We start from the raw sequence: 25160 nt of genomic DNA, 5'->3' as shown, positions 1-25160 counted from the left end.
ATATTCCCTGCTTAACGGCAGGGGCTTTTGTTAGCTAACGAGAAAGAATAAGATGGACCGTTTTTATGGACGGGGTCTTTTCTTGTAAATGGTACATGGCGGCAGGAAGGAGGCTGTTTATGGATAAGAAAGTCACAGAAGTTGTAGAAGCATTTGCGCAGCCAATCGTTGAAGAGTTAAATCTTGAACTTGTAGATGTAGAGTATGTGCAAGAAGGACAAGACTGGTTCTTACGCGTATTCATCGATTCTGAAAAGGGAGTCGACATTGAAGAATGCGGTGCGGTAAGTGAACGTTTAAGCGAAGCTTTAGATAAAGAGGATCCAATTCCTCATCTTTACTTTTTGGATGTATCATCTCCTGGAGCGGAACGCCCATTAAAGAAAGAGAAAGACTTCCAGCAAGCGGTAGGAAAACAAGTGGCAATTAAAACATATGAGCCGATTGATGGTGAAAAAATGTTTGAAGGAAAGCTACTTTCCTACGATGGTACTACAATTACATTATTATTAACAATTAAAACACGTAAAAAAGAAATCCAAATTCCAATGGATAAAGTTGCAAATGCGCGACTTGCTGTTACGTTTTAGTTAGAAGGGGGATCTTCATGAGCACTGAGTTGTTAGATGCCTTGCTCGTATTAGAGTCAGAAAAAGGAATCAGCAAAGATATTATTATTGATGCGATTGAAGCAGCGTTAATCTCTGCTTATAAACGCAATTTTAATCAAGCACAAAACGTTCGTGTGAGCTTTAACCCAGAAGTGGGAACAATTCAAGTTTTAGCACGTAAAGACGTTGTAGATAATGTGTTTGATCCACGTCTTGAAATTTCTGTTGAAGAAGCAAGACAAATTAATCCAAACTATCAAGATGGTGACGTACTAGAGATTGAAGTAACACCAAAAGATTTCGGTCGTATTGCAGCACAAACTGCAAAACAGGTTGTAACACAACGAGTGCGCGAAGCAGAGCGTGGTGTTATTTACTCTGAGTTTAGTGACCGTGAAGAAGATATCATGGTGGGTATCGTACAACGTCAAGATGCTCGTTTCATCTATGTAAGCTTAGGGAAAGTAGAAGCTTTATTACCTGTAAGTGAGCAAATGCCAAACGAACAGTACAAACCACATGATCGTATTCGCGTATTCATTACGAAAGTAGAAAAAACAACGAAAGGACCACAAATTTACGTATCACGTACACATCCTGGTCTTTTAAAACGTTTATTCGAAATGGAAGTTCCTGAAATTTATGATGGAACTGTTGAAATTCGTTCTGTAGCACGTGAAGCAGGCGATCGCTCTAAAATTTCTGTACATGCAGAGAACATTGATGTTGATCCAGTAGGTTCTTGTGTAGGACCGAAAGGACAACGTGTACAACGCATTGTAGACGAACTAAAAGGCGAAAAGATTGACATCGTTCGCTGGTCAAATGATCCAGTAGAATATGTTGCAAATGCTTTAAGCCCATCACAAGTTGTTAAAGTGCTTGTAGATGAAGAAGAAAAAGCAACAACAGTTGTTGTTCCAGACCACCAACTGTCATTAGCTATTGGTAAGCGTGGACAAAATGCACGTCTTGCAGCTAAATTAACAGGTTGGAAAATTGATATTAAGAGTGAGTCTGATGCGAAACAACTTGGTATTGTAACAGAAGAAGATAGCGTAATCGCATTCGGATTCGATTCAGTTGAAGACGAAATCGAATAGAGGTGATGAGTATGAGCAATCGAAAAGTTCCGTTACGAAAATGTGTTGCAACGCAAGAAATGAAATCAAAACGAGAGCTCGTTCGCATTGTTCGTTCCAAAGAGGGAGAAGTGTCCATTGATTTAACTGGAAAGAAATCAGGACGAGGTGCTTATTTATCAAAAGATAAAGAAAGTATTCTTCAAGCTCAAAAGAAAAATGTTTTGGAACATCATCTAAAAGCGAAAATCGACGGTTCTCTATACGAAGAGCTTCTTGAGCTTGTTGAGAAGGAGTCGAAATAAGTGTCCGATTGGAAATCGTTTTTAGGACTAGCAAACCGGGCTCGGAAAATTATTTCGGGTGAAGAACTTGTTTTAAAAGAAGTACGAAGTGGCAAAGCAAAACTTGTATTGCTATCTGAAGATGCGTCAGCAAATACTACAAAACGCATCACGGATAAAGCGACGTATTACAACGTACCAATGAGAAAGGTCGAAAATCGACAACAATTAGGGCATGCGATTGGGAGAGACGAGCGAGTCGTTGTAGCTGTGTTAGATGAGGGCTTTGCGAAAAAGCTGCGTAGCATGCTCGATACAAATTACCGGGGGTGAAGGTATGAGTAAAATTCGAGTGCATGAATATGCAAAACAACATAATATCTCAAGTAAAGATCTTATGACAAAACTAAAAGAAATGAATATCGAGGTTTCGAATCATATGACAATGTTAGAAGATGAAGTAGTAAATAAATTAGATAATGCGTATCAAACTGAAAAACCTTCTGTTGCAGATGAGTTTGAAGTAGAAGAAAAAGTTGTTCGTAGTAAAAAGAACAGCAATAAGAAAAAGAAAAAAGGCAAGGGAAATGAAGACAAACGTCAAGATAACTTTGCTGGAAGACAACAAACACAAACTGTAGAAACACCAGATAAAGTTACTTTCTCTGGAAGTCTTACAGTAGGTGAGCTTGCTAAAAAATTAAGCAAAGAGCCGTCTGAAATTATTAAGAAGCTCTTTATGCTTGGAATTATGGCAACAATTAACCAAGACTTAGATAAAGATACAATTGAGTTAATTGCTACTGATTATGGTATTGAAGTAGAAGAAGAAGTAGTTGTAAGTGAAACTGAATTTGAAACATTCATCGATGAGCAAGATGATGAAGAGAACTTAAAAGAGCGTCCAGCTGTAGTTACAATTATGGGGCACGTTGACCATGGTAAAACAACTTTACTTGACTCTATCCGTAATTCAAAAGTAACTGCAGGCGAAGCAGGTGGAATTACTCAGCATATTGGTGCATACCAAGTTGAAGTAAATGACAAGAAGATTACATTCTTAGATACGCCTGGTCACGCGGCATTTACAACGATGCGTGCTCGTGGTGCGCAAGTAACGGATATTACAATCCTTGTTGTTGCAGCTGATGACGGTGTTATGCCACAAACAGTTGAAGCAATTAGCCATGCGAAAGCAGCTGGAGTACCAATTATTGTAGCTGTGAATAAAATGGATAAACCAGCGGCAAATCCTGATCGTGTAATGCAAGAATTAACAGAATATGAATTAGTTCCAGAAGCTTGGGGCGGAGATACAATTTTCGTACCAATTTCTGCAATTCAAGGTGAAGGAATTGACAACTTATTAGAAATGATTCTTCTTGTAAGTGAAGTAGAAGAATATAAAGCAAATCCAAACCGCTATGCAACTGGTACTGTAATCGAAGCACAGCTTGATAAAGGTAAAGGAACTATCGCGACATTACTTGTTCAAAACGGTACACTTCGAGTTGGAGATCCAATCGTTGTTGGTACTTCATTCGGACGTGTTCGTGCAATGGTAAGTGATATTGGTCGTCGTGTAAAAGTTGCTGGTCCATCAACTCCTGTTGAAATTACAGGTTTAAACGAAGTACCACAAGCGGGAGATCGTTTCATGGCATTCGCTGATGAGAAGAAAGCTCGTCAAATCGGTGAATCACGTGCACAAGAAGCGTTACTTGCTCAGCGTGGTGAAAAATCTAAATTAAGCCTTGAAGATTTATTCCAACAAATCCAAGAAGGCGATGTAAAAGAAATTAACTTAATTGTGAAAGCAGACGTACAAGGTTCTGTAGAAGCAATGGCAGCGTCACTTCGTAAAATTGATGTTGAAGGTGTTAAAGTTAAAATTATCCATACAGGCGTAGGTGCGATTACAGAATCTGATGTTATTTTAGCTTCTGCATCTAATGCAATTGTAATTGGATTTAACGTACGCCCTGATGTGAATGCGAAGCGTACAGCTGAATTAGAGAATGTTGATGTTCGTTTACACCGTATTATCTATAAAGTAATCGAAGAAATCGAATCAGCAATGCAAGGTATGCTGGATCCAGAATTCGAAGAAAAAGTAATCGGTCAAGCGGAAGTACGCCAAACATTCAAAGTAACAAAAGTTGGAACAATCGCAGGTTGTTACGTAATTGACGGTAAAATTACACGTGATAGTGGCGTGCGTATTATCCGTGATGGCGTAGTAATTTTCGAAGGACAACTTGATACGTTAAAACGTTTCAAAGATGACGTAAAAGAAGTTGCACAAAACTATGAGTGTGGTATTACAATTGAGAGATATAATGATCTTAAAGAAGGGGACATCATTGAAGCGTACATTATGGAAGAAGTGAAGCGATGATTATCGCTTCACTCTCATTCGAGTGTATGATTTACGATGTGCATTCTTTAAAAGAGAAACGAGCAATTTTGCAACGGGTGCTAACTCGTGTGAAGCAGCGTTATAATGTAGCTGTTTCAGAAGTAGGGCATCAAGATGTATGGCAACGTACAGAAATTGCAATTGTTTCTGTATCCTCTAATCGTGTTATTTGTGAAAAAGAAATGAATCGTGTACTCGAGTACATCGATTCATTTCCTGAAATTGAACGTACAATAACACAATTGGAATGGTATTGAATGAGGTGAAGAGTTATGAAATTACGTGCAAACCGTGTAGGCGAGCAAATGAAAAAAGAATTAGGCGACATCATCAGTCGTAAAATTAAAGATCCACGTGTTGGATTTGTTACAGTAACAGATGTACAAGTGAGTGGAGATTTACAAATTGCTACAGTATATATTTCTGTTTTAGGTGATGAGGAACAGAAAGAAAGTACATTAAAAGGTTTAGCGAAGGCAAAAGGTTTCATTCGTTCAGAAATTGGCCAGCGCATTCGTCTTCGTAAAACACCGGAAATTTCCTTTGAGTTTGATGAGTCTATCGGATATGGTCATCGAATTGATACACTTTTACATCAAATTAATAAAGACGGTAAACGTGAAGAATAATGGATAGACATTTGTCTATCCATTTTTTCAATGCAAAATTAATTTTGGATAATTACTATGAAAGAATTATGATGAGGTGAACATATATGGAAGGTGTAGTATTATTACATAAGCCAAAAGGCATGACATCACATGATTGTGTATTTAAATTAAGAAAGATATTGCGTGAGAAACGAATTGGTCATACAGGAACATTAGATCCAGATGTAACAGGAGTATTACCTATTTGTGTAGGACGAGCAACGAAGATTGCACAATTTTTAACAAGTGAGACGAAAACATATGAAGGTGAAGTAACACTTGGATTTTCAACGACAACTGAAGATGCTTCTGGTGAAGTTGTTGAAAGGAAAAATGTAGATCGTGTTATTACTCGTAAGGAAGTAGAAGGGGCTCTTGCTGCATTAACAGGTACGATTGAACAAATGCCTCCTATGTTTTCAGCTGTAAAAGTTAACGGAAAAAAATTATATGAATATGCAAGAGCAGGACAAGAAGTTGAACGTCCAGTTCGTACAATTACAATTCATGAATTTGTATTACTAGATGACCGTGAAGTGTTTGAGGGGGAAAATATTTCATTCCGTTTCCGTGTAACGTGTAGTAAAGGGACATATGTAAGAACGTTAGCAGTAATGATTGGTGAAAAACTTGGTTTCCCATCACATATGTCTCACCTTGTAAGAACAGCTTCTGGTGAATTTTTATTAGAAGATTGCATATCATTTGAAGAAATTGAAGAAAACGTGCAAAATGGAACAGTAGAGTCTATCTTCATTTCAATTGATGAAGCATTAAGTAAGTTTCCGAAAATGGTTGTAGATGAAAAGCAAGCAGAGAAAATAAAGAATGGTATGTTCTTAAAAAATGAATTGCAAATAACGGCGCCATTTATAACAGTGTTTGATACAAATAATCGCTGCCTTGCAATTTATGAGCACCATCCAAAACACCCTGGTATGCTAAAGCCGATGAAAGTACTTGTGAATAATCAAGAACTAAAGCTATAATGAATTATTGGAAGGATTATTACAGAAAAAGGTGAATTCAAGCGTGAAACTTATTCATTTAACTCATCCACATGAACAAAATAAATTAGAATTACCACCTACTGTAATGGCATTAGGATTTTTTGATGGCATTCATTTAGGACATCAATGTGTGATTCGAACTGCGAAACAAATAGCTGATGAACGAGGATATAAAAGTGCAGTTATGACATTTTATCCGCACCCATCTGTTGTTTTAGGAAAAAAGGAAGCGCATGCGGAGTATATTACACCAATGTGTGATAAAGAAAAAATAGTCGAAAACTTAGGGATCGATATATTATATGTTATTAAATTTGATGAATCGTTTGCAGGCTTATTGCCACAACAATTTGTAGATGATTATATTATTGGTTTGAATGTAAAGCATGTAGTAGCAGGGTTTGATTATTCATATGGACGTTTAGGAAAAGGAAAGATGGAGACTTTACCATTTCATGCAAGAGGGGAGTTTACACAGACTGTGATTGAAAAAGTTGAATTTCAAGAAGAGAAAGTAAGTTCTACAGCATTACGAAAGTTAATTCGAAATGGCGAAATGGAACAAATTCCATCTATTTTAGGTAGAGCATATACAGTAGGGGGAACGGTTGTACACGGTGATAAGCGTGGACGTCAAATTGGTTTTCCCACAGCTAATATAGGTTTAAGTGATGAGTATCTATTACCACCTGTAGGTGTTTATGCAGTGAGATTAAAAGTTCACGATGAATGGTACGATGGTGTATGTAATATTGGATATAAACCAACATTTAAAGAAGATGAGCGTCAATTATCTATTGAAGTGCACTTATTTGAATTTAACAAAGACATATATGATCAAAATGTTACAGTAGAGTGGCATATGCGTATAAGAGAAGAAAAGAAATTCAATGGCATCGATGAGTTAGTTGAACAAATTGCAAAAGATAAGAAAACAGCACAAGAATATTTTGCGAACGAAAAGAATATACTTGCTTTTTCAAATGAAAAGTAGTATTCTATGTTATGTACTTTATGACAACCATTGCTTGGCATTGCGACTCACCGACGCTTGCTAGGTAATTGGGGGTTTAATTAATAGGAGGTGAAATAGGATGGCTTTAACACAAGAGCGTAAAAATGAAATCATTGCACAATTTAGAACTCATGAGACTGATACTGGTTCTCCAGAGGTTCAAATTGCTGTCCTAACGGAGCAAATTAACACTCTAAACGAGCACTTACGTACTCACAAGAAAGATCATCATTCACGTCGTGGTCTATTAAAGATGGTTGGTAAACGTCGTAACTTACTAACTTACCTTCGTAATAGCGATATCACACGTTACCGTGAATTAATCACAAAGCTTGGCTTACGTCGATAGTCAAAGAAGCGGGAATATTCCCGCTTTTTTGTTAGGTAAAAATATATCTTCTACCCTTTATAGCTTACTTCATTTTCGGTAATACTAGAGGTAGAATATTGTGATATACTATCCATTTACATAGAAGAATTGAATACTTTAAATTGAGAGGGGTACTTAAATGAGTCAAGAAAAGCAAGTCTTCTCGATAGATTTAGCTGGTCGCCAGCTAACAGTTGAAACAAGTCAGCTTGCGAAGCAAGCGAACGGAGCAGTATTAGTAAGATATGGCGATACAGCGGTTCTATCTACAGCAACTGCATCAAAAGAACCAAAAAATGTAGATTTCTTCCCACTTACAGTAAACTATGAAGAGCGTTTATATGCAGTCGGAAAAATTCCTGGCGGTTTCATTAAACGTGAAGGTCGTCCGAGTGAAAAAGCAATTTTGGCAAGTCGTTTAATCGACCGTCCAATTCGTCCGCTTTTCGCAGATGGTTTCCGTAACGAAGTACAAGTTGTCAGCATAGTAATGAGTGTTGATCAAGATTGTTCTTCTGAAATGGCAGCTATGCTAGGTTCTTCATTAGCGTTATCGATTTCAGATATTCCATTTGAAGGTCCAATCGCGGGCGCAACAGTTGGTCGTATTAACGGCGAATTCGTTATTAATCCAACAGTAGAACAGCAAGAACAAAGTGATATTCACCTTGTTGTAGCTGGTACGAAAGATGCAATTAACATGGTTGAAGCAGGAGCAGATCAAGTGCCTGAAGAAACAATGTTAGAAGCAATTATGTTTGGACATGACGAAATTAAACGTCTAATTGCATTCCAAGAAGAGATTGTACAAGCTGTAGGTAAAGAGAAAACAGAAGTGAAACTTTATGAAGTTGACGCTGATCTTAATCAAGCTGTACGTGAAATGTCTGAGAAGGATATGCATTCTGCAATTCAAGTACATGAGAAACATGCACGTGAAGATGCAATTAACGAAGTGAAAAAGCGTGTAATTGAGCATTACGAAGCGCAGGAAGCTGACGCTGATACATTAGGACAAGTAAGTGAGATTTTATATAAAATTGTAAAAGAAGAAGTACGTCGTCTTATTACAGTTGAAAAAATCCGCCCAGATGGCCGTAAAGGTGACGAAATCCGTCCATTAGCATCAGAGGTTGGTATTTTATCTCGTACACACGGTTCTGGTTTATTCACACGTGGACAAACACAAGCATTAAGTATTTGTACATTAGGTGCATTAGGCGATGTACAAATTTTAGATGGTCTTGGTGTAGAAGAATCAAAACGCTTTATGCACCATTACAATTTCCCATCATTTAGTGTTGGTGAAACAAGACCGATGCGTGGACCAGGTCGTCGTGAAATTGGTCACGGTGCACTAGGAGAACGTGCTCTTGAGCCTGTAATTCCATCTGAAAAAGATTTCCCATATACAGTACGTCTTGTATCTGAAGTTTTAGAATCAAATGGTTCTACTTCACAAGCAAGTATTTGTGGTAGTACTTTAGCAATGATGGATGCTGGTGTTCCACTTAAAGCTCCAGTTGCAGGTATTGCAATGGGTCTAGTTAAAACTGGTGAGCATTACACAATTTTATCTGATATTCAAGGTATGGAAGATCATTTAGGTGATATGGACTTTAAAGTAGCAGGTACAGCAAAAGGTGTAACTGCACTGCAAATGGACATTAAAATCGATGGTCTATCTCGTGAAATTTTAGAAGAGGCATTACAACAAGCGAAAGTTGGTCGTGTGCACATTCTAAATCATATGTTATCTGTTATTGCAGAGCCACGTACTGAATTATCAGCTTACGCTCCAAAGATTATTACAATGACAATTAACCCAGATAAAATCCGTGACGTTATTGGGCCGAGCGGTAAACAAATCAATAAAATTATTGAAGAAACTGGCGTTAAAATTGACATCGAGCAAGATGGTACAGTATTCATTTCTTCAATAAATCAAGAAATGAATGACAAAGCTAAGAAAATTATCGAAGATATCGTTCGCGAAGTACAAGTAGGTGAAATCTACGAAGGAAAAGTGAAACGTGTTGAGAAATTCGGTGCTTTCGTTGAATTATTCAGCGGTAAAGATGGATTAGTTCACATTTCAGAACTTGCACTTGAGCGTGTAGGTAAAGTAGAAGACGTTGTGAAGATCGGTGATGTAATTACAGTTAAAGTTATCGAGATTGACAAGCAAGGTCGTGTGAATCTATCTAGAAAAGTATTGCTAAAAGAAGAGCAAGAAAAAGAAGCTGCTAAAGAAGAAAACAAACAAGAGCAGCAATAAGTAAAAGCCAGTTAAACTGGCTTTTTTTGTTATGTAAAAAATATGATTTACATATATTTTTATGTCAGTATAGGTATAGTTTTCATTATAACGCTCAAATTAACAAAGATAAGAAGAAAAAAGGTTTTTATATAGTTAATGGGAGGGTTTATATGAAAGCTCGTATATTGGCATACATATGTATATTCTTTTTATATGTCAGTGTAGGCTCTTATTCCGTTTTTGCACAGGATAATTTGTATGAAGAAATTCAAAAACATGCAAAACAATATGAGATTGCACCTCAAAATGCGATGGTTGATAAAATATGGAAAGCAACACCAGGATATAATGGAAGAAAAGTTGATATCGAAGCATCTTATAATAATATGAGGAAACTAAAGAAATTTGATCAAAAATATCTGGAATTCAAGGAAGTATCACCGAGTGTCCACTTAGAAGGTTTATCACCAGCTCCAATTTATAGGGGACATCCAAATAAAAAGATGGTGGGATTAACAATAAATGTGGCGTGGGGAAACGAGTATTTGCCTCGTATATTAGAAATATTGAAAAAACATGATGTGAAAGCGACTTTCTTTTTAGAAGGACGTTGGGTGAAGGAAAATTTGCGATTTGCAAAAATGATTGTTGATGCAAATCAAGAAGTCGGAAATCATTCTTACACACACCCTAATATGAAAACGCTATCTTCTGATGAAATCCGAGATCAGTTACAAAAAACAAATCGAATGATCGAAGCAGCTACGAATCAAAAGGTAAGATGGTTTGCTCCGCCGAGTGGAAGTTTTCGGGATGAAGTCGTGAAAATTGCAGATGATTTCCAAATGGGAACGATTATGTGGACTGTAGATACAATTGATTGGAAGCGACCTGAACCAGAGGTACTATTGCAGAGAGTGATGACAAAAATACATCCAGGTGCTATCGTATTAATGCATCCAACTTCATCTACAGCAGAAGCATTAGATACAATGATTACAAAATTGAAGGAACAAGGATATAAAGTAGGGAATATAACAGAATTACTGGATGAAAAACGTGTGGATTAAATACATTTGCATGACATTCATCCTTAAACTTGTTATCATTAAATAATAGCAATTAATTAGAGAAACTGGCAGTAGGAGGAAAGTTTTTGATTAAAAAATATACTTGTAAAAATGGTGTAAGAATCGTTATGGAGAATATACCAACAGTAAGATCGGTTGCAATTGGTATTTGGATTCATGCGGGATCAAGAAATGAAAATGAAAAAAATAACGGGGTTTCCCACTTTTTAGAGCATATGTTCTTTAAAGGAACGGAAACACGTAGTGCACGCGAAATTGCAGAATCATTTGATAGCATTGGTGGGCAAGTGAATGCTTTTACTTCAAAAGAATACACTTGTTACTATGCAAAAGTGCTAGATGAGCATGCTAAATATGCTTTAGATGTATTAGCAGATATGTTCTTTAATTCAACATTTGATGAGGAAGAACTGAAAAAAGAGAAGAATGTCGTATGTGAAGAAATTAAAATGTACGAAGATGCTCCAGATGATATTGTGCATGATATGTTAACGAAAGCAACATATGAAACGCATCCACTTGGATATCCTATTTTAGGAACAGAAGAAACGCTTGATACGTTTACAGGTGATACGCTACGCCAATATATCAAGGATCATTACACACCTGAAAATGTCGTTGTTTCAGTTGCAGGAAATATTGATGAAGCCTTCTTGCAAACGGTAGAGCAATATTTCGGTAGTTATGAAGGAACAACAAACCGTGAACAAGTACATAGCCCAATTTTCCATTTTAATAAGGTAGCACGTAAAAAGGAAACAGAACAAGCTCATTTATGTTTAGGATATAAAGGCTTACAAATGGGACACGAAGATATTTATAACTTAATTGTATTAAATAACGTTTTAGGCGGTAGTATGAGTAGCCGTTTATTCCAAGAAGTACGTGAGCAACGCGGGTTAGCCTATTCAGTATTTTCTTACCATTCTTCTTATGAAGATACAGGTATGTTAACGCTGTATGGTGGAACAGGTAGCCAACAATTAGATACACTGTATGAAACAATGCAAGAAACATTAGAAACATTGAAAAATACAGGTATTACAGAAAAAGAGCTTATTAATAGTAAAGAGCAATTAAAAGGAAACTTAATGTTAAGTTTAGAAAGTACGAATAGCCGTATGAGCCGTAATGGTAAAAATGAGTTGCTACTTCGTAAGCATCGTTCACTTGATGAGATTATTGAAAGTGTAAACACAGTAACAAAAGAAAATGTTGATGAGTTAATTCGTAACATGTTTACAGATGAATTCTCTGCAGCATTAATTAGTCCAGATGGAAAACTTCCAAAAGGAATAAAACTATAATTGCTTTATATGAAGTATGTAAAAATAACCGTATCTCTTTTAAAAGAGATACGGTTATTTTTTTTTGATATACAGAATAGGTACTAATTATGGATAACTTAAATTCATAATTCGGTAGGGGGAGATTGTATGCGATTAAGTGAATTAAGTGGCAAAGAGATTGTAAATTTAGAAAGAGCAGAAAAAATGGGAGTTTTAGGTTATGTGGATTTAGAGATTGATGAGAAGGATGGCCAAATACAGGCTCTTATCATACCGGCTGGGAAATGGGGAGGTTTTAAAAAGGAACCACAAGAAGTAAGAGTCACGTGGAGCCAAATTAAGAAAGTAGGGCACGATATGATCCTTTGTGATATTACGGATCATTCAAATTCGAAGTGAAAGGTGGCCATTTTGGTCATCTTTTTTTGTTCATTCTCTTCTGAGTAAAAGCTCACATGAATCGAGCGTTTACCGGAAATCAATTTCCCGTATAATGTCCTCTCATATGTCGAATGTTGAGATGGAGGTCTAACTGCATACAAATAGCGGGATAAATCATACATGCTTTCGTTTTTCAATCACCTAAAACTCGTACATTACATATGATGTGGAGGAAAAAGAAAAAGTAGGCACTTTTCTTATAAATGACAGAAAAAGAAGGTGAATTAGGGAATGTTGACTGAGATGCATATTGCTGTCATAGGAGGAGATGCAAGACAGCTAGAAGTAATTCGCAAGCTAGTTGAATTGGATGCGAAACTTTCATTGATAGGGTTTGATCAGTTAGATCATGGCTTCACAGGGGCAGCAAAAGAAAGTATACAAAATTTAGATTTCACTTCTGTAGATGCAATTATTTTGCCAGTTGCAGGTACAAATGCCAAGGGAGAAGTAGATACTATTTTTTCAAACGAAAAAGTTTCTATAACGAAAGAACAAATTGAAAATACACCAGAACATTTTACTATATATTCAGGTATTGGTACGCCTTACTTGGAAAATCTCGTATCTACTACAAACCGCAAACTTGTTAAATTATTTGATCGTGATGATGTGGCAATCTACAATTCTATTCCAACTGTAGAAGGTACATTAATGATGGTAATTCAACATACCGACTATACAATTCATGGTTCCAATGTAATGGTTTTAGGATTTGGTAGAACAGGGATGAGTGTTGCCAGAGCATTTCAATCATTAGGAGCCCATGTCAAAGTTGGAGCAAGACGATCGGAACATATTGCACGTATTACAGAAATGATGTTTTCTCCTTTTCATATGCAAAATATTGAGAAAGAAGTAGGAAATATCGATATTGTCATTAATACAATTCCGCATCTCGTCGTGACAGCGAATGTTATTTCGAAAATGCCGGCTCATACGTTAGTAATTGATTTAGCTTCTAAACCAGGCGGTACCGACTTTAGATATGCGGAAAAAAGAGGAGTCAAAGCGCTGTTAGCACCTGGATTACCAGGTATTGTTGCTCCAAAAACAGCAGGACAAATTTTAGCGAACGTTCTTTCTCAGTTACTAGCAGAAGACGTAATAGCAAGAAAGGAGAATGGGGAATGAATTTAAAAGGGAAAAGAATAGGGTTTGGTTTTACTGGTTCACATTGTACGTACGAAGAAGTAATGCCTCATTTAGAAAAATTAATTGCTGAGGGAGCAGAAGTACGCCCCGTTGTTTCTTACACTGTTCAATCAACAAATACGAGATTTGGAGAAGGAGCAGAGTGGATTAAAAAGATTGAAGAAGTAACAGGATTTAAAGCGATTAATTCAATCGTTGGCGCAGAACCACTAGGACCTAAAATTCCACTAGATTGTATGGTAATTGCACCACTAACAGGAAATTCTATGAGTAAATTTGCAAATGCAATGACAGACTCTCCAGTACTAATGGCAGCGAAAGCGACGTTAAGAAATGGCAAGCCTGTCGTATTGGCTGTTTCGACGAATGATGCTTTAGGGCTGAATGGAGTAAATCTAATTACACCAACAAGGTGACGACAAAGCATAAACGCTTATATGTCGCCATCTTGAGGGAGTTTAGGGTAAAGCACAAGTTCGAAATCATCGAGCCTTTGCCACTTTTCCTTTTTATAAACAGCCTTTTCTAAAACTGACTTTAGGAGGCTGTTTTTCTTTTTGGGATCATCTGTTTTAAAGTACAGATCAAGAACATGCTCCACTTGAGGTATTGTATCTTTCTTCACTTTTTCCTTCTTAATTTCAGTTTTAATTTCTTTCTTTAAGTTTTCCATCGTGGAAGTAATTTCAGTAATGCGATCAGAAATTACATTCGAACGTTCTAAAAACATATCGACTGTGTAAATACCACGCTCTAATAAATCATGTAAATTATTTTTTTGTTTTTGGACATCCACTAATTCTTTTTCAAGCTTACGTAACGCAGCTTCATTCATTTGAATAACTTGTGTTTCTTTTAATTTGTCATCTTGCTTATGTTTTTCAAAATCAGCTTTATAATTGATGTACCATTCTTTTAATGCCTCGAGTGAACGCTTCTCAATTAATTCCGTATAGCTTGATTTGTTTTCGCAACCGCGATGCTTACAATCCATCGTTTCTTTTCGGTTCTTCGGATAACGTTGGACCATACTATAACCACATTTACTACATTTAATAATACCAGCTAGTGGATTTTTAATTCCATTCGTATTGTAAGGAACGTGATACCTTGAATTTAATTTTTCTTGCACTTGCTCAAATAAGCTTTCAGGTATGATAGGCTCATGTTTACCATCAGCAATAATCCAATCTGATTTATCTTGACGAGCACAACTTCTTTTTACGGCATCAGGTTGTTTTACCTCTTTTCGTTTTTGCCACGTTACTTTTCCTATGTATACATTATTTTTTAATATATCCAAGATGCTGTAGGGGTTCCATTCATTACCTAGCTTACTTTTGTAGCCAAGATCATTTAACTTGCTTCGGATTGCGTTAGCGCCCATATCTTCATTTGCATACCAATCAAATATCATTCTTACAACTGAAGCTTCTTCTGGATTAATCGTTAAAGTACGTTCTCGCTTATTTAAGCGATGGATATCATATCCGAATGGTGCATGTGTACCAAGATAATTCCCAGCCTCTACACTGGCTACACGACCTCGTTGCATACGTCGTGTAATAATCTTTAACTCCTTACGAGCCATAAACGCTTCAAATTCGCTGTATTCTTCATCCCACTCATCATTAAGGTCATAAGTCTTCCTAGGTGTCATAATCTTCGTATTCGAGCGTTTAAACGTCTCTAAAATGATTCCTTGTTCTTTCATACCACCACGACCTAAACGGTCCATATCCATACAAAGAACAACATCATATTTGTTATCTTCAATTTCTTCAAGCAATGCTAACATCTCAGGTCGTTTCACTAAACTCTCACCAGAAACGATTTCCTCACGGACAGCTAAAACATTTAAGTTCATTTCCTTCGCTATTTTCAGCAGGGTAGTGCGGTGCTTTGCTAACGTTTCACCTTCGCCTCGTGCCTCGGCTTCGAGATCGGCGCGGGATTTTCTTAGGTAGATTGCGGTTTTCATGATTAGACCTCCTTATATAGTTAATTCATATACGAGAAATGTATATATAAGAAGTAGAAATGGCTATTTAAAGTAGCGAAAGTAATGACATGTTTGATTTAAGAAAGCATTTAAGATTCTTCGTCGTTTTCCGATACTTTAATATTTCGATGATTGTTCTGCTTTGAAATGGTTAGCAACTAATATGGCAGTACTAACAAATCAGCAGCATACAAATATAGAAAGCACTTCAAGAGGTGACACCATGAGCCAACAAGAAAAATATGCCGCGTCTTATAAATTTGGGAAAACGAAAGTTTATATTGTGGCTCCAGAGCCGAAAACCAAAAAGGATATTGATAAAATCCTTCGAGCATATTACAAGGCTAGTTGGGCCATCATTGATGAATTGCAAACGAAAGAAAATATTGAGGAGTAATTCCTCTTTTTTTGTATAGAAAATAGACAGGTTATGTGTACTAATAATTTTGACGTTTATTTAATTTGATGTGGAGAAGAAAGATACAGTAATAAAGAAATATTGTGATTAGTTTATTATAGGAAAGTGTTTTGTTTCTAGAGTGGACAATCTGCATTTCTATGAATCTCCATCTTGGCATGATAAAGATGTGGCTGGTTCTGTGGGGGAGTATTAGCATTTACGATTGATGCGAAGATAAGTGTAAATGGTTCGTATCAATGTAAAGTGCATAATAGTTATTGGCGAGTGTTCTATATTACGGCTAGTGATGCGTATGTGAATGTGCGGTCTTTTTCGTGCTGTATGTAACATTATTTACTTGTTATTTTTTTCGGTTGTCAATTTTGTGTGCTCATTTATTCAAATGTGTATTAGATTTCGTAATGTAATAGTTTCTATTTCAAGAGAGATTTCATCTTCATCATAATTATTAACTATGAAAGTTTTATATTTTTGAATATCTGCCCAAAAATATTCGAACTTATTTTTTTTGTTTTTCTTTTTCTTTTTCTTTAACCCATACTAAAATTAATTCTTGTAGTTCATCGGTTTCGATGTTGCAAGAGTAGTTTTCATCTTCTATATATCGATGGATAATTTTTGTGAAGTCATTACGTATTTCTAAATCACAACTATTTCCACCTAATTCTAGAGAATCAACTTCGCAGTTCAATACTTTATTTATACGAGATAGCCAAAACACACCGTCACTATTTTGAATATCATTTTCTAAAAATTCCCCTACCAACGATATATTTTCAGGAAGTTTAATCATCAAAAGATTAAAAGGTCCTTGATAAAATTCATATGTGTATTTCATATATTAAAGATCATCCTTTCAATGGTTAACGTAATGGAAAGGCCGAAATAACGCGATTCCTTGAATCAATGAACATCATAATTTCTATACCATGTGGCGTTCTACCAATGTATCTATTACCTCGTCCCGTATATTCCTTATTAGTAAAATGATATTCCGTCGTGTAAATTACCTTGTCATTAATACCCCCTATTAAAGCAAGGCTGTTTTCAATGCTTCCTCAAGCATTGTATTGAAATCATTATATGTTTCCATCACTGTACCAGATGGTTTATCAAGTTCTAAGTAAGTACCATCAGATAGTTTTTTACAAAACCATGCAATATCTGAATCTCCAAGGAAAAGGTACTCTTTTTGAAATTCATTTTCATACCAAATCTCATTGGTTTCTATAAGCCCGCAAATTGATTCGTCCCTTTCTATATCTAACAAATAAGAGTCAACTCCATAAAGTACTAGCCCGTTAAAATCTAATCCATTTACAGTTTTGAGAAATTCCTCATATTCACTCGGTAAGTCAATATTAAAATTCTCTTTCATACGTTCTTTTAATTTCTGAACTTCACTATCTGTTGCTGGTGTATTCAGTTTATCATTAAAACTTTTCTCTATTTTTTCAATATCTACAATCAGATTTTTCCACATATAAAAATCCCTTTCTAAGTTTATTTTATTTTTCCTTAGGGTAGATGTTGTATTTTTGGATAGGCCAGCTTACGTCTACACTATCTCCATCTTGTAAGTATCTAGTTAATATACGTTGTGTATTAGTTATAGCTTTATGATAGGAATGATTTTGTATTAAAGTTAAATCTTTAAATGCATTTGTTCCTCCTAGATGATAGTAATAACTGTATCATTATATCAAAAACTGGAGATGTAGAAATTTTTTCTTCCATTGTGAAATAGTAGAGTAGTGTTGTGAGGACATAGAAAAACTGTCTGTTAAGGGGCTGTCTTCTTTTATGCTTCTATATTTGTTCCTTCTGCTACCACTGTTTGCTCTAACTATTTATCTTGTTCTTTTAAATTCATCTTTCTCCGCCCTTAGAATCTAGCAAAATAGGATAATAACTAATTAAAAAAGACAGTAATTCTATTTATAAAACTATCCACTAAGTTATTACCTTAATTAATCTTTAGAATCCTCATCGCTCATAATATATTCGATATCTTCATCTGTAAATTCATTGCCTTTAAATACTGGATGCCCATTTGGATCGAGCATACCCATCACTTTTTTATCCTTATCAGACACAATTAGTGTATAGTCCTCCATAAGAAAAGGTTTTTTTGGTAAATCCACTAATATTCTCCAAGCTGGTCTTATATCATCTTTGTTTCTATTTTCTTTCTCAATTTTAAATGTATAAGCCTCATCAAAGAAAAGATGGTTGATATCTTCATTAACTACTCCATCTAATTTATTTTTCTTATGATAATGTTTAGCAATTTCTATTGCTTCCTGAGGCTTTAACATCACATCTACAGTAATTTCATTTATTTTCCTATAATGTCTTGAAAAATCTTCTTGCTTTAATCTAATATAATTTTGAAATTCTTCAGTAGACAATTGTTTAAACTCTTCATCAGACATATTTTTATACTTATCTAAAGACATATAAAATTCTCCTTTCTATGAATCTCCTTTTTGGCAGGGGAGAGATGTTGCTGGTTCTGTAGATATGGGATTAGACTTTACTCTTGGTGCAAAGGTAAGTGTAAATGGTTCGCCACAATACAAAATACACAATGGCAAGGGCAAAACATACTATGTATCAGCAATTGAAGCCTATGTGTATGTAAAGTAAGAGTTACAAAAGAGACCTCAAATGTGAGGCCTCTTTTGTTGATTATTCTCCATATGTAACTTCTCTTCACTTAATCCAAGCTAGATAACATGCTTCATTGAAATATTCAATCTTAAAGAAAACTTTTTCTTCGAAAAGTTCTCTACTTTACTTGTGCTCAGAATCTACCAAAATAGCTAGTCAAATTCAATTACTTTCACCCATGCTACTTCTTCTTCATATTCCGAAAAAATTAATTTTTAATATCTTTCAAAAAATCTTCTAGAACTTTTTTGACGGGTAAGCTAGCCTTTTCCAATAATTTTTGTGCTGTATCAATTACTCGACTATTGGATACTATCATCTTTTTATGTTCTTCAGAATTGAAAGACCTTAAAGAATCTATCGTAGTCTCAACAACTTCATCACTTTCATCAAGCATATTCAATAGTAATTCTAATCCATTTATCCCTAAATCATCATCAATGCAATAAGCCAGCCTAATTTTCCACTTATCATTTTTATCATTAATACTTTGAAATAATTTTCCCCAATCTTTGTCAGTAAAATCATTCAGCAGTTCTTGAGCATACATAAATCCATCATCATACCAAGAATCTTCTGAACTATTTTCGGATAATATTTCATTTAATTCTTCATACATTTCTTATTCCTCCTTTATTTCTAAAATCCAGATGGTGGTAATGCATTAGCTTTACCTGTCGGATAGGCACTAATAACACTATCTCCTTTCTTTATCACACCTATTTCTACACCATCAATAGTACCTCGATGCCAAGTTGCTCCGTCCCTAGCTCTAGTACTTATAAATTTAGAATTCCCGATATTCTCAACGCAATTTATTATTTTTGTGTCACGCCACCCATCTGGAAATACTGTACTACTTTTTATTTTAGATAATTTACCATCTGGAAACTGAGTAGTATACTTAATGTTCTTTGTTCCATCTGGATTAATTTTAATTTCCTCTACAACATAGTTATGATGATTATTATTTATTCCAGAAGAATGTCCCCTAATAATTTCATTCTTATTAGGATTTTTTCTTGGTCCCTACAGAATTTTTCTTCCATATCCTATTGTTCTTTATAGGAACTCCTTTGGGAAAATATTGCAGATATAATTATAACAATAAACGGTTAAAGTATCCTCAAAAAAATGTATTTTACAACATATGTGTTTGTTATAGTTCTAAATAGGTAATGTAGTATAACGTAGAGGTAAAATACTAATGGGAAAGTAATAAATTGATGCTAATGATTTATATTATGCTGTATGGGCTGAAAAGGATGGTTGGTTAAATCTTAGTGGAGAACAATGGATTAAGAACGATCCATCTTATGTGAAGTTTAACAAGAAAAGTACAGTAGATTCCTCTATTGTAGGGAAGCGAGTTGTTTCGAAAGTTAACAATCTACGTTTTTATGATTCTCCTTCTTGGCAGGATAAAGATGTTGCTGGTACATTAGATGTAGGCTTAGGATTTGCAATTGATAAAAAAGTAATGGTGAATGGTTTTCCACAATATCGTGTACATAATTCTAAAGGGAAGACATTTTATATTACTGCTAGTGAGAAGTATGTGAGTGTGAAGTAATAGTAAAAGCCGACTCAAATTGATATGAGTCGGCTTTGTTAATTGCAACTTTATTCTTTACTGTTTATAGATTCTTTTAGTGTTTCAAGTGTCTACTTTAACCATACTATAGGTGTTAAATTTAAACAGTGTATTTAATAATATGTTCTCATTTAAATGTTCAATTTATTTAATAATTTTTCTATTCTCTTTAATTCATTATTACTCTGTTCTACAAGATATTCATCAGGACATTCTTTCAATATATCAAAAAAGTTTTCTGCTCCTTTTAATAAAGCTAATAATAATTCATCTTTATTAAAACATGTTTTTTCTCCTGCAATAGATAATAAAATTTGCTCTTGCGAAATAACCTGCATTTTTACCTCTAAAGGTTGGTCTGGAAAATAAAAACTTACATCGTTTTGATTTTCAAACAATTCTTCAATTGCATTTATGAAATATGACCATAACTGATCAATCATATCCCATTCTTTAAATCCTAAAATAGTATTTCCGTAATAGTTTATTATTATTGCACCTTCCATATAATCAAAATCAATAACTAGTTCTAAACATTTCGTGTTATCAAAATCTATGAAATATTCAAGAAAGTTACTTTCAATATTATCTAATGAAGTTATTATTTTATCATTTTTTATATATGATTTTACACTAATCATATTAACGTCTCCTCGGATTTCTATTTAGGATATAATTGTCCTATTCTGCCATTTTTAAATCCAACAATATATGTTATTCCATCTACTTTTCCCTCAATTTGATACATACCTTTTGTTCTTATTTCTATGAACGTATTAAGGAAGGGGAGTGCCTAGTATGTATGTCCATTATCTTACTGTTCTTCATAGGGCCTCTCCTGGGAAAATATTGCAGATATAATTATAACAATAAATAGTTAAAGTTTCCTTGGAAAAAATGTATTTTACAACATATGTGTTTGTTATAGTTCTAAATAGGTAATGTAGTATAACGTAGAGGTGAAATACAAATGGGAAAGTAATAAATTGATGCTAATGATTTATATTATGCTGTATGGGCTGAAAAGGATGGTTGGTTAAATCTTAGTGGAGAACAATGGATTAAGAACGATCCATCTTATGTGAAGTTTAACAAGAAAAGTACAGTGGATTCTTCTATTGTAGGGAAGCACGTTGTTTCAAAAGTTAACAATCTACGTTTCTATGATGCTCCTTCTTGGCAGGATAAAGATGTTGTTGGTACTTTAGATGCAGGATTAGGATTTACCATTGATGTAAAGGTAACTGTGAATGGAGCGCCACAATACAAAGTACATAACAGCAAGGGTAAAACATATCATGTATCAGCAATTGAAGCATATGTGTATGTAAAGTAAGAGTTACAAAAGAGCATCCACTTAAATAATAATTTTTAATTTAAATCAACAAAAGAGACCCCGAATGTGAGGTCTCTTTTGTTGATTATTCTCCATATGTAACTTTCTCTTCACTTACTCCAAGTTAGATAACATGGTTCATTGAAATATCCAATCTTAAAGAAGGCTTGTTCTTCAAAAAGTTTCTTTCTTGCCCTCAGAATCTAGAAAAGTAGCTAGTCAAAAGATACTTGTAGTCTGTCAACTTGTAAACAGACATATTGACCTTCTAAATATTTGTAGTCTTCAAATAAGTCACTAGTTATAAAGAATCCAACGTCTAAAATATTATCTTTAAGCAATTTACCAAAAAGAATATAACCTCCATTGGTGGTATTTTCTATTTTTTTAAATTTATCTTCTATTTGCTCTTCTATTGTCAAAGCGTCATTCACAAATATATCTATCTCAGCTTCATATTCTTTATTTACAATAACTTCTTGAGGTGAAGTATTAAAACCTGTTACTTTTTGCTTATTTATCAAAAAATCTATTTCTTCTTCAATAATTGGATCAATTCTACATATCAATATCTTATTTTTCATTTTATAACCTCTATTCTACTGGATTGATAACAGGAATATTGTTACCATTATTCATCATTTTCCAGAAAGTTTTCCCACTTTCTACATGGTATGTTGTAATTTCCCCCAAATTATTAGTTCCTACAAACTCAAATTTAGCATAACTTTTTATTGGAACACCCTTAGGGTTAGTTAAACTACTGTTTTTCATAAACTTTACATAGCCAGTTCTCAATTCTATTGTTCCATCTTTTAATTTGTAATTATATTGTACCTTGGTTCCATTCTTAATCACATCATTAGCACCAGCCAGATATTCATTCATATTAGAATATGCACCTCCAAATTCTCCACCATGCTTTCCAAAATGGCCGTCTAATTTTTCTGTGCTACCAAAATTAAGTTCGCTGGCTTTCTTGCTAGTATTATCCATCCCCTTAGTAGTATTTCCTTCTTTATCAAGCTTACCATTCTCTTTAGCTTTATTAACAGGTCCACCAGAAGACGGAGAAGACTGGAATTTTTGAAGAGTATCCTTACCATTTTGAATTGCATTACGCCCAACAAATACACCATGTCCAACAAGACTAACTCCAGCCGCTGTAGCAGCTGCATCAAATGTAATAGCAATTGGTGATGCTAATCCACCAGTTCCTACTGTTGCGACTAGAGTTAAAAAATTAGAGCCGCCTATGACGGTAAGACCTTCTAGAATTTCTATAATGGATGCCGCTCCTGCTATAACATTTCCCGTGAACCTTCCCGCTTGATAAGTTAACTTGCTTTCTAATTCATCATTATCAGGTGATTCGATTCCAATAACGCTTTCGAAAGCTGCACTGCCAGCGCCTTGAAAAAATTCTTTCATAAATTCCCAAGTACTGATAGCTGTTTTTTCATACCATGGTCTATTGGCTTCTTGTTCTCGTAAAGCAATTGCTTTTTCAATTTGTGCTTTACGAGCTTTACTTTCTGTAATTGCTTGAATAGGCCCCGACCATTCCATATTTAATCCTTGTGTACTAAATGTACCACTTGCAGGACTAAATCCTTTTCCACTTTGAACTTCGGTAAGACCAGTAGCAATACTAGCTGCTAGTTGAAGGGCTGTGCTGTAGTTATTACTGGATGTATAATTGAATTCATATAAATGCTCTAGTTTTTCTTCAAGTTTTTTTCTCATCTCAACTAAAACAGCCACAAGTGCATCTATTCCAGGCATTGGTGTAACGGCATTCATCATTTCTATACTTGCAATCGATTGATTGATTTCCTGTATTTGTTCTCTTATTTCTTGTTCAATAACATCTGTAGAAGCGACTTGTGATTGAAATTGACTTGGAAAAGCATCATTCTGACGAATTAGTTCTTCACATAAGTAAATAATCCCTTGCGCTAGAGGCCGAAAAGTTTGTACAAAAAATGATTTTGCACTGCTATATGTTTGTCCTTGTAAAACAGTATCAATTGCAAAAGCGTCAATCGACTGAATGGCTTGTTCCATACCTTGAATGGTAGCGGTACATATAGCGTTCATGCTTTGAGTCTGATTCTGTACTTCTCCCAAATACATATTTAAACTCGTGCATTGACCTCCCTTGCTAATTGTTGTTGCTGATAGGAACGGTCGTTTTCTAAATTACTAAGGTCTCGTCTTTCTTTAAGCAATGTTTCTTTTTGATTTTCCAATTCGAATGTAAGTTTTCGCTCAATGTGTTGTGCTTCTTGACGGATATTCATAAAAAAATGAGATAATTCCCTATCGTTGTGCCAAGTTTCTAAAATACGGTTAAATAAGCGATTACTTCGACCTTTCCACTCGTGAAAATCTGCTTCCCCTTGTTCCTGAGTTTGAATCGCGGATTGATTTCGGTCCTGTTCTTCAAATACATTTCGTAACTTTTGATTTAACTGTTTGATTTGGTTTTCGATATCTCGATCCATCTTTTTCCTCCTACCGTTTTATCTTTACGAAGGTGGTCACATTAGTGAAAAGTGTTGTGAAGCTCGTGATCCATTCTCTCAAACTCTTTGGCTACCGAATGAATATTATCGACCGCTTGTTGAAAGGCCGCGGAAAATTGTTTCGTTAAATCGAAAGCTTGTTGGTTCGCCTGTTGTGCTTTGGAATTAACAGATAGCGTAGTACGCGTCGCTTTTGTTATAGAACGATTTGTTGCACTTTGGATGGTATCCGACGCTGCTCTCATCTGCGTAGCGATTTGTTGTGCCGATTGAAAATTACTTTGAAATTGTCCCATCGTATAAACCCTTTCTATATTTCTATGAACGTATTAAAGAAGGGGAGTGCCTAATATGTATGTCCATTATCCTATTGTTCTTTATAGGACCTCTCCTGGGAAAATATTGCAGATGTAATTATAACAATAAATGGTTAAATTTTCCTCAAAAAAATGTATTTTACAACATATGTGTTTGTTATAGTTCTCAATAGGTAATGTAGTATAACGTAGAGGTAAAACACTAAGGAGAAAGTAATAAATTGATGTTAATATTTTAAATTATAATGATATTTTTCAAAAGAATAGTTTTATGAACAAAAATTATTATCTGATTCTATAGGTAGATAATTATATATTGATTTTTGCATTTATAAATGTTAGTGTAAATATACACCGTTTCTTATTTTCATATTTATATTCGTTGTCTGTAGAATAAATAGAATAAGTGAAAAATCCCCTTGTGCACTCATATGCAGAAGGGGATTTTTATTTTTATGAGATTTAAAATTTAGTTTTAGATAATGCTTTAAGTACTGGCTTTACAATTAAACCTACTAAACGAAAAGTTTTAAATATAGAGCGCACAACCTTCATGGAGAAGCCCCCTAAATCAAATGATATATCAAGTATGTATTATTTCTTTTCTTTAAC

At 34.8% G+C, this 25160-nt stretch carries 27 protein-coding genes and 5 pseudogenes; 21 read left to right on the top strand and 11 right to left on the bottom strand.

Annotated features, from left to right (window positions below):
- Nucleotides 1-119: 119 nt before the first annotated feature.
- From rimP to dpaB, 16 genes and pseudogenes are all read left to right on the top strand, one after another.
- On the top strand, nt 120-590 hold the full coding sequence (rimP, locus tag JDS82_RS00665) for a ribosome maturation factor RimP (protein ID WP_000359098.1): 471 nt from the start codon (nt 120-122) through the stop codon (nt 588-590).
- A 17-nt stretch (nt 591-607) separates the two neighbouring features.
- The gene (gene nusA, locus JDS82_RS00660; protein ID WP_000102596.1) at nt 608-1714 is read left to right on the top strand and encodes a transcription termination factor NusA; all 1107 of its coding nucleotides are present in this window, start codon (nt 608-610) and stop codon (nt 1712-1714) included.
- A gap of 11 nt (nt 1715-1725) precedes the next feature.
- Nucleotides 1726-1998, top strand: a complete 273-nt coding sequence (gene rnpM, locus JDS82_RS00655) for an RNase P modulator RnpM (RefSeq protein WP_000071127.1) — start codon at nt 1726-1728, stop codon at nt 1996-1998.
- On the top strand, nt 1999-2310 hold the full coding sequence (locus JDS82_RS00650) for a YlxQ family RNA-binding protein (RefSeq protein ID WP_001286521.1): 312 nt from the start codon (nt 1999-2001) through the stop codon (nt 2308-2310).
- 4 nt (nt 2311-2314) lie between these two features.
- The gene (infB, locus tag JDS82_RS00645; RefSeq protein WP_000036353.1) at nt 2315-4375 is read left to right on the top strand and encodes a translation initiation factor IF-2; all 2061 of its coding nucleotides are present in this window, start codon (nt 2315-2317) and stop codon (nt 4373-4375) included.
- Entirely contained in the window at nt 4372-4653 is a 282-nt protein-coding gene (locus JDS82_RS00640) for a DUF503 domain-containing protein (RefSeq protein WP_000582364.1), read from the top strand. Before infB ends, JDS82_RS00640 begins: the two co-directional genes overlap by 4 nt.
- Before the next feature lie 15 nt (nt 4654-4668).
- Entirely contained in the window at nt 4669-5025 is a 357-nt protein-coding gene (rbfA, locus tag JDS82_RS00635) for a 30S ribosome-binding factor RbfA (protein WP_000776445.1), read from the top strand.
- Nucleotides 5026-5111: 86 nt separating this feature from the next.
- On the top strand, nt 5112-6035 hold the full coding sequence (truB, locus tag JDS82_RS00630; protein WP_046957399.1) for a tRNA pseudouridine(55) synthase TruB: 924 nt from the start codon (nt 5112-5114) through the stop codon (nt 6033-6035).
- A 43-nt stretch (nt 6036-6078) separates the two neighbouring features.
- Entirely contained in the window at nt 6079-7050 is a 972-nt protein-coding gene (gene ribF, locus JDS82_RS00625) for a bifunctional riboflavin kinase/FAD synthetase (protein WP_000766715.1), read from the top strand.
- A 100-nt stretch (nt 7051-7150) separates the two neighbouring features.
- Nucleotides 7151-7420, top strand: coding sequence for a 30S ribosomal protein S15 (rpsO, locus tag JDS82_RS00620; RefSeq protein WP_001229392.1), 270 nt, complete (start codon nt 7151-7153; stop codon nt 7418-7420).
- A 160-nt stretch (nt 7421-7580) separates the two neighbouring features.
- Complete coding sequence (gene pnp / locus JDS82_RS00615) at nt 7581-9719, top strand: polyribonucleotide nucleotidyltransferase (RefSeq protein WP_000076761.1); 2139 nt, start codon at nt 7581-7583, stop codon at nt 9717-9719.
- A gap of 152 nt (nt 9720-9871) precedes the next feature.
- A complete protein-coding gene (locus JDS82_RS00610; RefSeq protein ID WP_000647536.1) occupies nt 9872-10771 on the top strand; it encodes a polysaccharide deacetylase family protein in 900 nt (299 codons plus the stop codon).
- An 86-nt stretch (nt 10772-10857) separates the two neighbouring features.
- Nucleotides 10858-12099, top strand: a complete 1242-nt coding sequence (locus tag JDS82_RS00605) for a M16 family metallopeptidase (protein ID WP_000593006.1) — start codon at nt 10858-10860, stop codon at nt 12097-12099.
- Nucleotides 12100-12228: 129 nt separating this feature from the next.
- Entirely contained in the window at nt 12229-12480 is a 252-nt protein-coding gene (locus tag JDS82_RS00600; protein WP_001239751.1) for a YlmC/YmxH family sporulation protein, read from the top strand.
- A 273-nt stretch (nt 12481-12753) separates the two neighbouring features.
- Nucleotides 12754-13656: a dipicolinic acid synthetase subunit A gene (gene dpaA, locus JDS82_RS00595; protein ID WP_000954740.1), complete on the top strand. Its 903-nt coding sequence runs from the start codon at nt 12754-12756 to the stop codon at nt 13654-13656.
- Nucleotides 13653-14078: pseudogene (dpaB, locus tag JDS82_RS00590) on the top strand (dipicolinate synthase subunit B); the annotation flags it as partial. The gene dpaA and the pseudogene dpaB, both read left to right, overlap by 4 nt.
- A gap of 32 nt (nt 14079-14110) precedes the next feature.
- Here dpaB and JDS82_RS00585 read toward each other — a convergent pair.
- Complete coding sequence (locus JDS82_RS00585) at nt 14111-15658, bottom strand: recombinase family protein (RefSeq protein WP_199712512.1); 1548 nt, start codon at nt 15656-15658, stop codon at nt 14111-14113.
- Between the two features lie 184 nt (nt 15659-15842).
- Here JDS82_RS00585 and JDS82_RS00580 point away from each other — a divergent pair, with 184 nt between their 5' ends.
- Complete coding sequence (locus tag JDS82_RS00580) at nt 15843-16076, top strand: hypothetical protein (RefSeq protein ID WP_071742778.1); 234 nt, start codon at nt 15843-15845, stop codon at nt 16074-16076.
- Between the two features lie 115 nt (nt 16077-16191).
- Nucleotides 16192-16427, top strand: a pseudogene (locus JDS82_RS29635) (N-acetylmuramoyl-L-alanine amidase).
- Between the two features lie 172 nt (nt 16428-16599).
- On the opposite strand, the gene JDS82_RS00575 reads toward JDS82_RS29635, so the two are convergent.
- The 3 genes from JDS82_RS00575 to JDS82_RS00565 all read right to left on the bottom strand — a co-directional run bounded on the left by JDS82_RS00575 (nt 16600) and on the right by JDS82_RS00565 (nt 18559).
- The gene (locus JDS82_RS00575) at nt 16600-16938 is read right to left on the bottom strand and encodes a hypothetical protein (protein WP_016086625.1); all 339 of its coding nucleotides are present in this window, start codon (nt 16936-16938) and stop codon (nt 16600-16602) included.
- Between the two features lie 192 nt (nt 16939-17130).
- Nucleotides 17131-17583, bottom strand: a complete 453-nt coding sequence (locus JDS82_RS00570; RefSeq protein ID WP_000265798.1) for a YrhA family protein — start codon at nt 17581-17583, stop codon at nt 17131-17133.
- Between the two features lie 487 nt (nt 17584-18070).
- Complete coding sequence (locus JDS82_RS00565) at nt 18071-18559, bottom strand: hypothetical protein (RefSeq protein WP_064473508.1); 489 nt, start codon at nt 18557-18559, stop codon at nt 18071-18073.
- 4 nt (nt 18560-18563) lie between these two features.
- On the opposite strand from JDS82_RS00565, the pseudogene JDS82_RS29630 reads away from it, so the two are divergent.
- Nucleotides 18564-18749 (top strand): annotated as a pseudogene (locus JDS82_RS29630) (N-acetylmuramoyl-L-alanine amidase); the annotation flags it as partial.
- Nucleotides 18750-18981: 232 nt separating this feature from the next.
- On the opposite strand, the gene JDS82_RS00560 reads toward JDS82_RS29630, so the two are convergent.
- Both JDS82_RS00560 and JDS82_RS00555 read right to left on the bottom strand, forming a co-directional pair.
- Nucleotides 18982-19392, bottom strand: coding sequence for a hypothetical protein (locus JDS82_RS00560; protein ID WP_000272777.1), 411 nt, complete (start codon nt 19390-19392; stop codon nt 18982-18984).
- A 20-nt stretch (nt 19393-19412) separates the two neighbouring features.
- On the bottom strand, nt 19413-19772 hold the full coding sequence (locus JDS82_RS00555) for an EndoU domain-containing protein (RefSeq protein WP_472926238.1): 360 nt from the start codon (nt 19770-19772) through the stop codon (nt 19413-19415).
- A gap of 244 nt (nt 19773-20016) precedes the next feature.
- On the opposite strand from JDS82_RS00555, the pseudogene JDS82_RS00550 reads away from it, so the two are divergent.
- Nucleotides 20017-20346, top strand: a pseudogene (locus JDS82_RS00550) (N-acetylmuramoyl-L-alanine amidase); the annotation flags it as partial.
- Nucleotides 20347-20498: 152 nt separating this feature from the next.
- On the opposite strand, the gene JDS82_RS00545 reads toward JDS82_RS00550, so the two are convergent.
- Nucleotides 20499-21008, bottom strand: coding sequence for a hypothetical protein (locus tag JDS82_RS00545; RefSeq protein WP_016135240.1), 510 nt, complete (start codon nt 21006-21008; stop codon nt 20499-20501).
- Nucleotides 21009-21373: 365 nt separating this feature from the next.
- Between JDS82_RS00545 and JDS82_RS00540 the strand changes: the two are divergent.
- Nucleotides 21374-21703 (top strand): annotated as a pseudogene (locus JDS82_RS00540) (N-acetylmuramoyl-L-alanine amidase); the annotation flags it as partial.
- Nucleotides 21704-21918: 215 nt separating this feature from the next.
- Here the strand turns inward: JDS82_RS00540 and JDS82_RS00535 are convergent.
- Genes JDS82_RS00535 through JDS82_RS00520 form a run of 4 tightly spaced genes read right to left on the bottom strand, consistent with a single transcriptional unit; the run spans nt 21919 to nt 24527 of the window.
- Complete coding sequence (locus JDS82_RS00535; protein ID WP_016135238.1) at nt 21919-22287, bottom strand: hypothetical protein; 369 nt, start codon at nt 22285-22287, stop codon at nt 21919-21921.
- A 10-nt stretch (nt 22288-22297) separates the two neighbouring features.
- Entirely contained in the window at nt 22298-23839 is a 1542-nt protein-coding gene (locus JDS82_RS30015; RefSeq protein WP_199712511.1) for a T7SS effector LXG polymorphic toxin, read from the bottom strand.
- A gap of 2 nt (nt 23840-23841) precedes the next feature.
- Nucleotides 23842-24210: a DUF3958 family protein gene (locus JDS82_RS00525; RefSeq protein ID WP_199712510.1), complete on the bottom strand. Its 369-nt coding sequence runs from the start codon at nt 24208-24210 to the stop codon at nt 23842-23844.
- Nucleotides 24211-24251: 41 nt separating this feature from the next.
- Nucleotides 24252-24527: a TIGR04197 family type VII secretion effector gene (locus JDS82_RS00520; RefSeq protein WP_199712509.1), complete on the bottom strand. Its 276-nt coding sequence runs from the start codon at nt 24525-24527 to the stop codon at nt 24252-24254.
- Nucleotides 24528-25160 lie beyond the last annotated feature (633 nt).

Origin of the sequence: Bacillus cereus group sp. N14, assembly GCF_016483555.1 — a bacterium.
Classification (GTDB): domain Bacteria; phylum Bacillota; class Bacilli; order Bacillales; family Bacillaceae_G; genus Bacillus_A; species Bacillus_A wiedmannii.
This window is presented reverse-complemented; position numbering and strand designations above follow the sequence as displayed.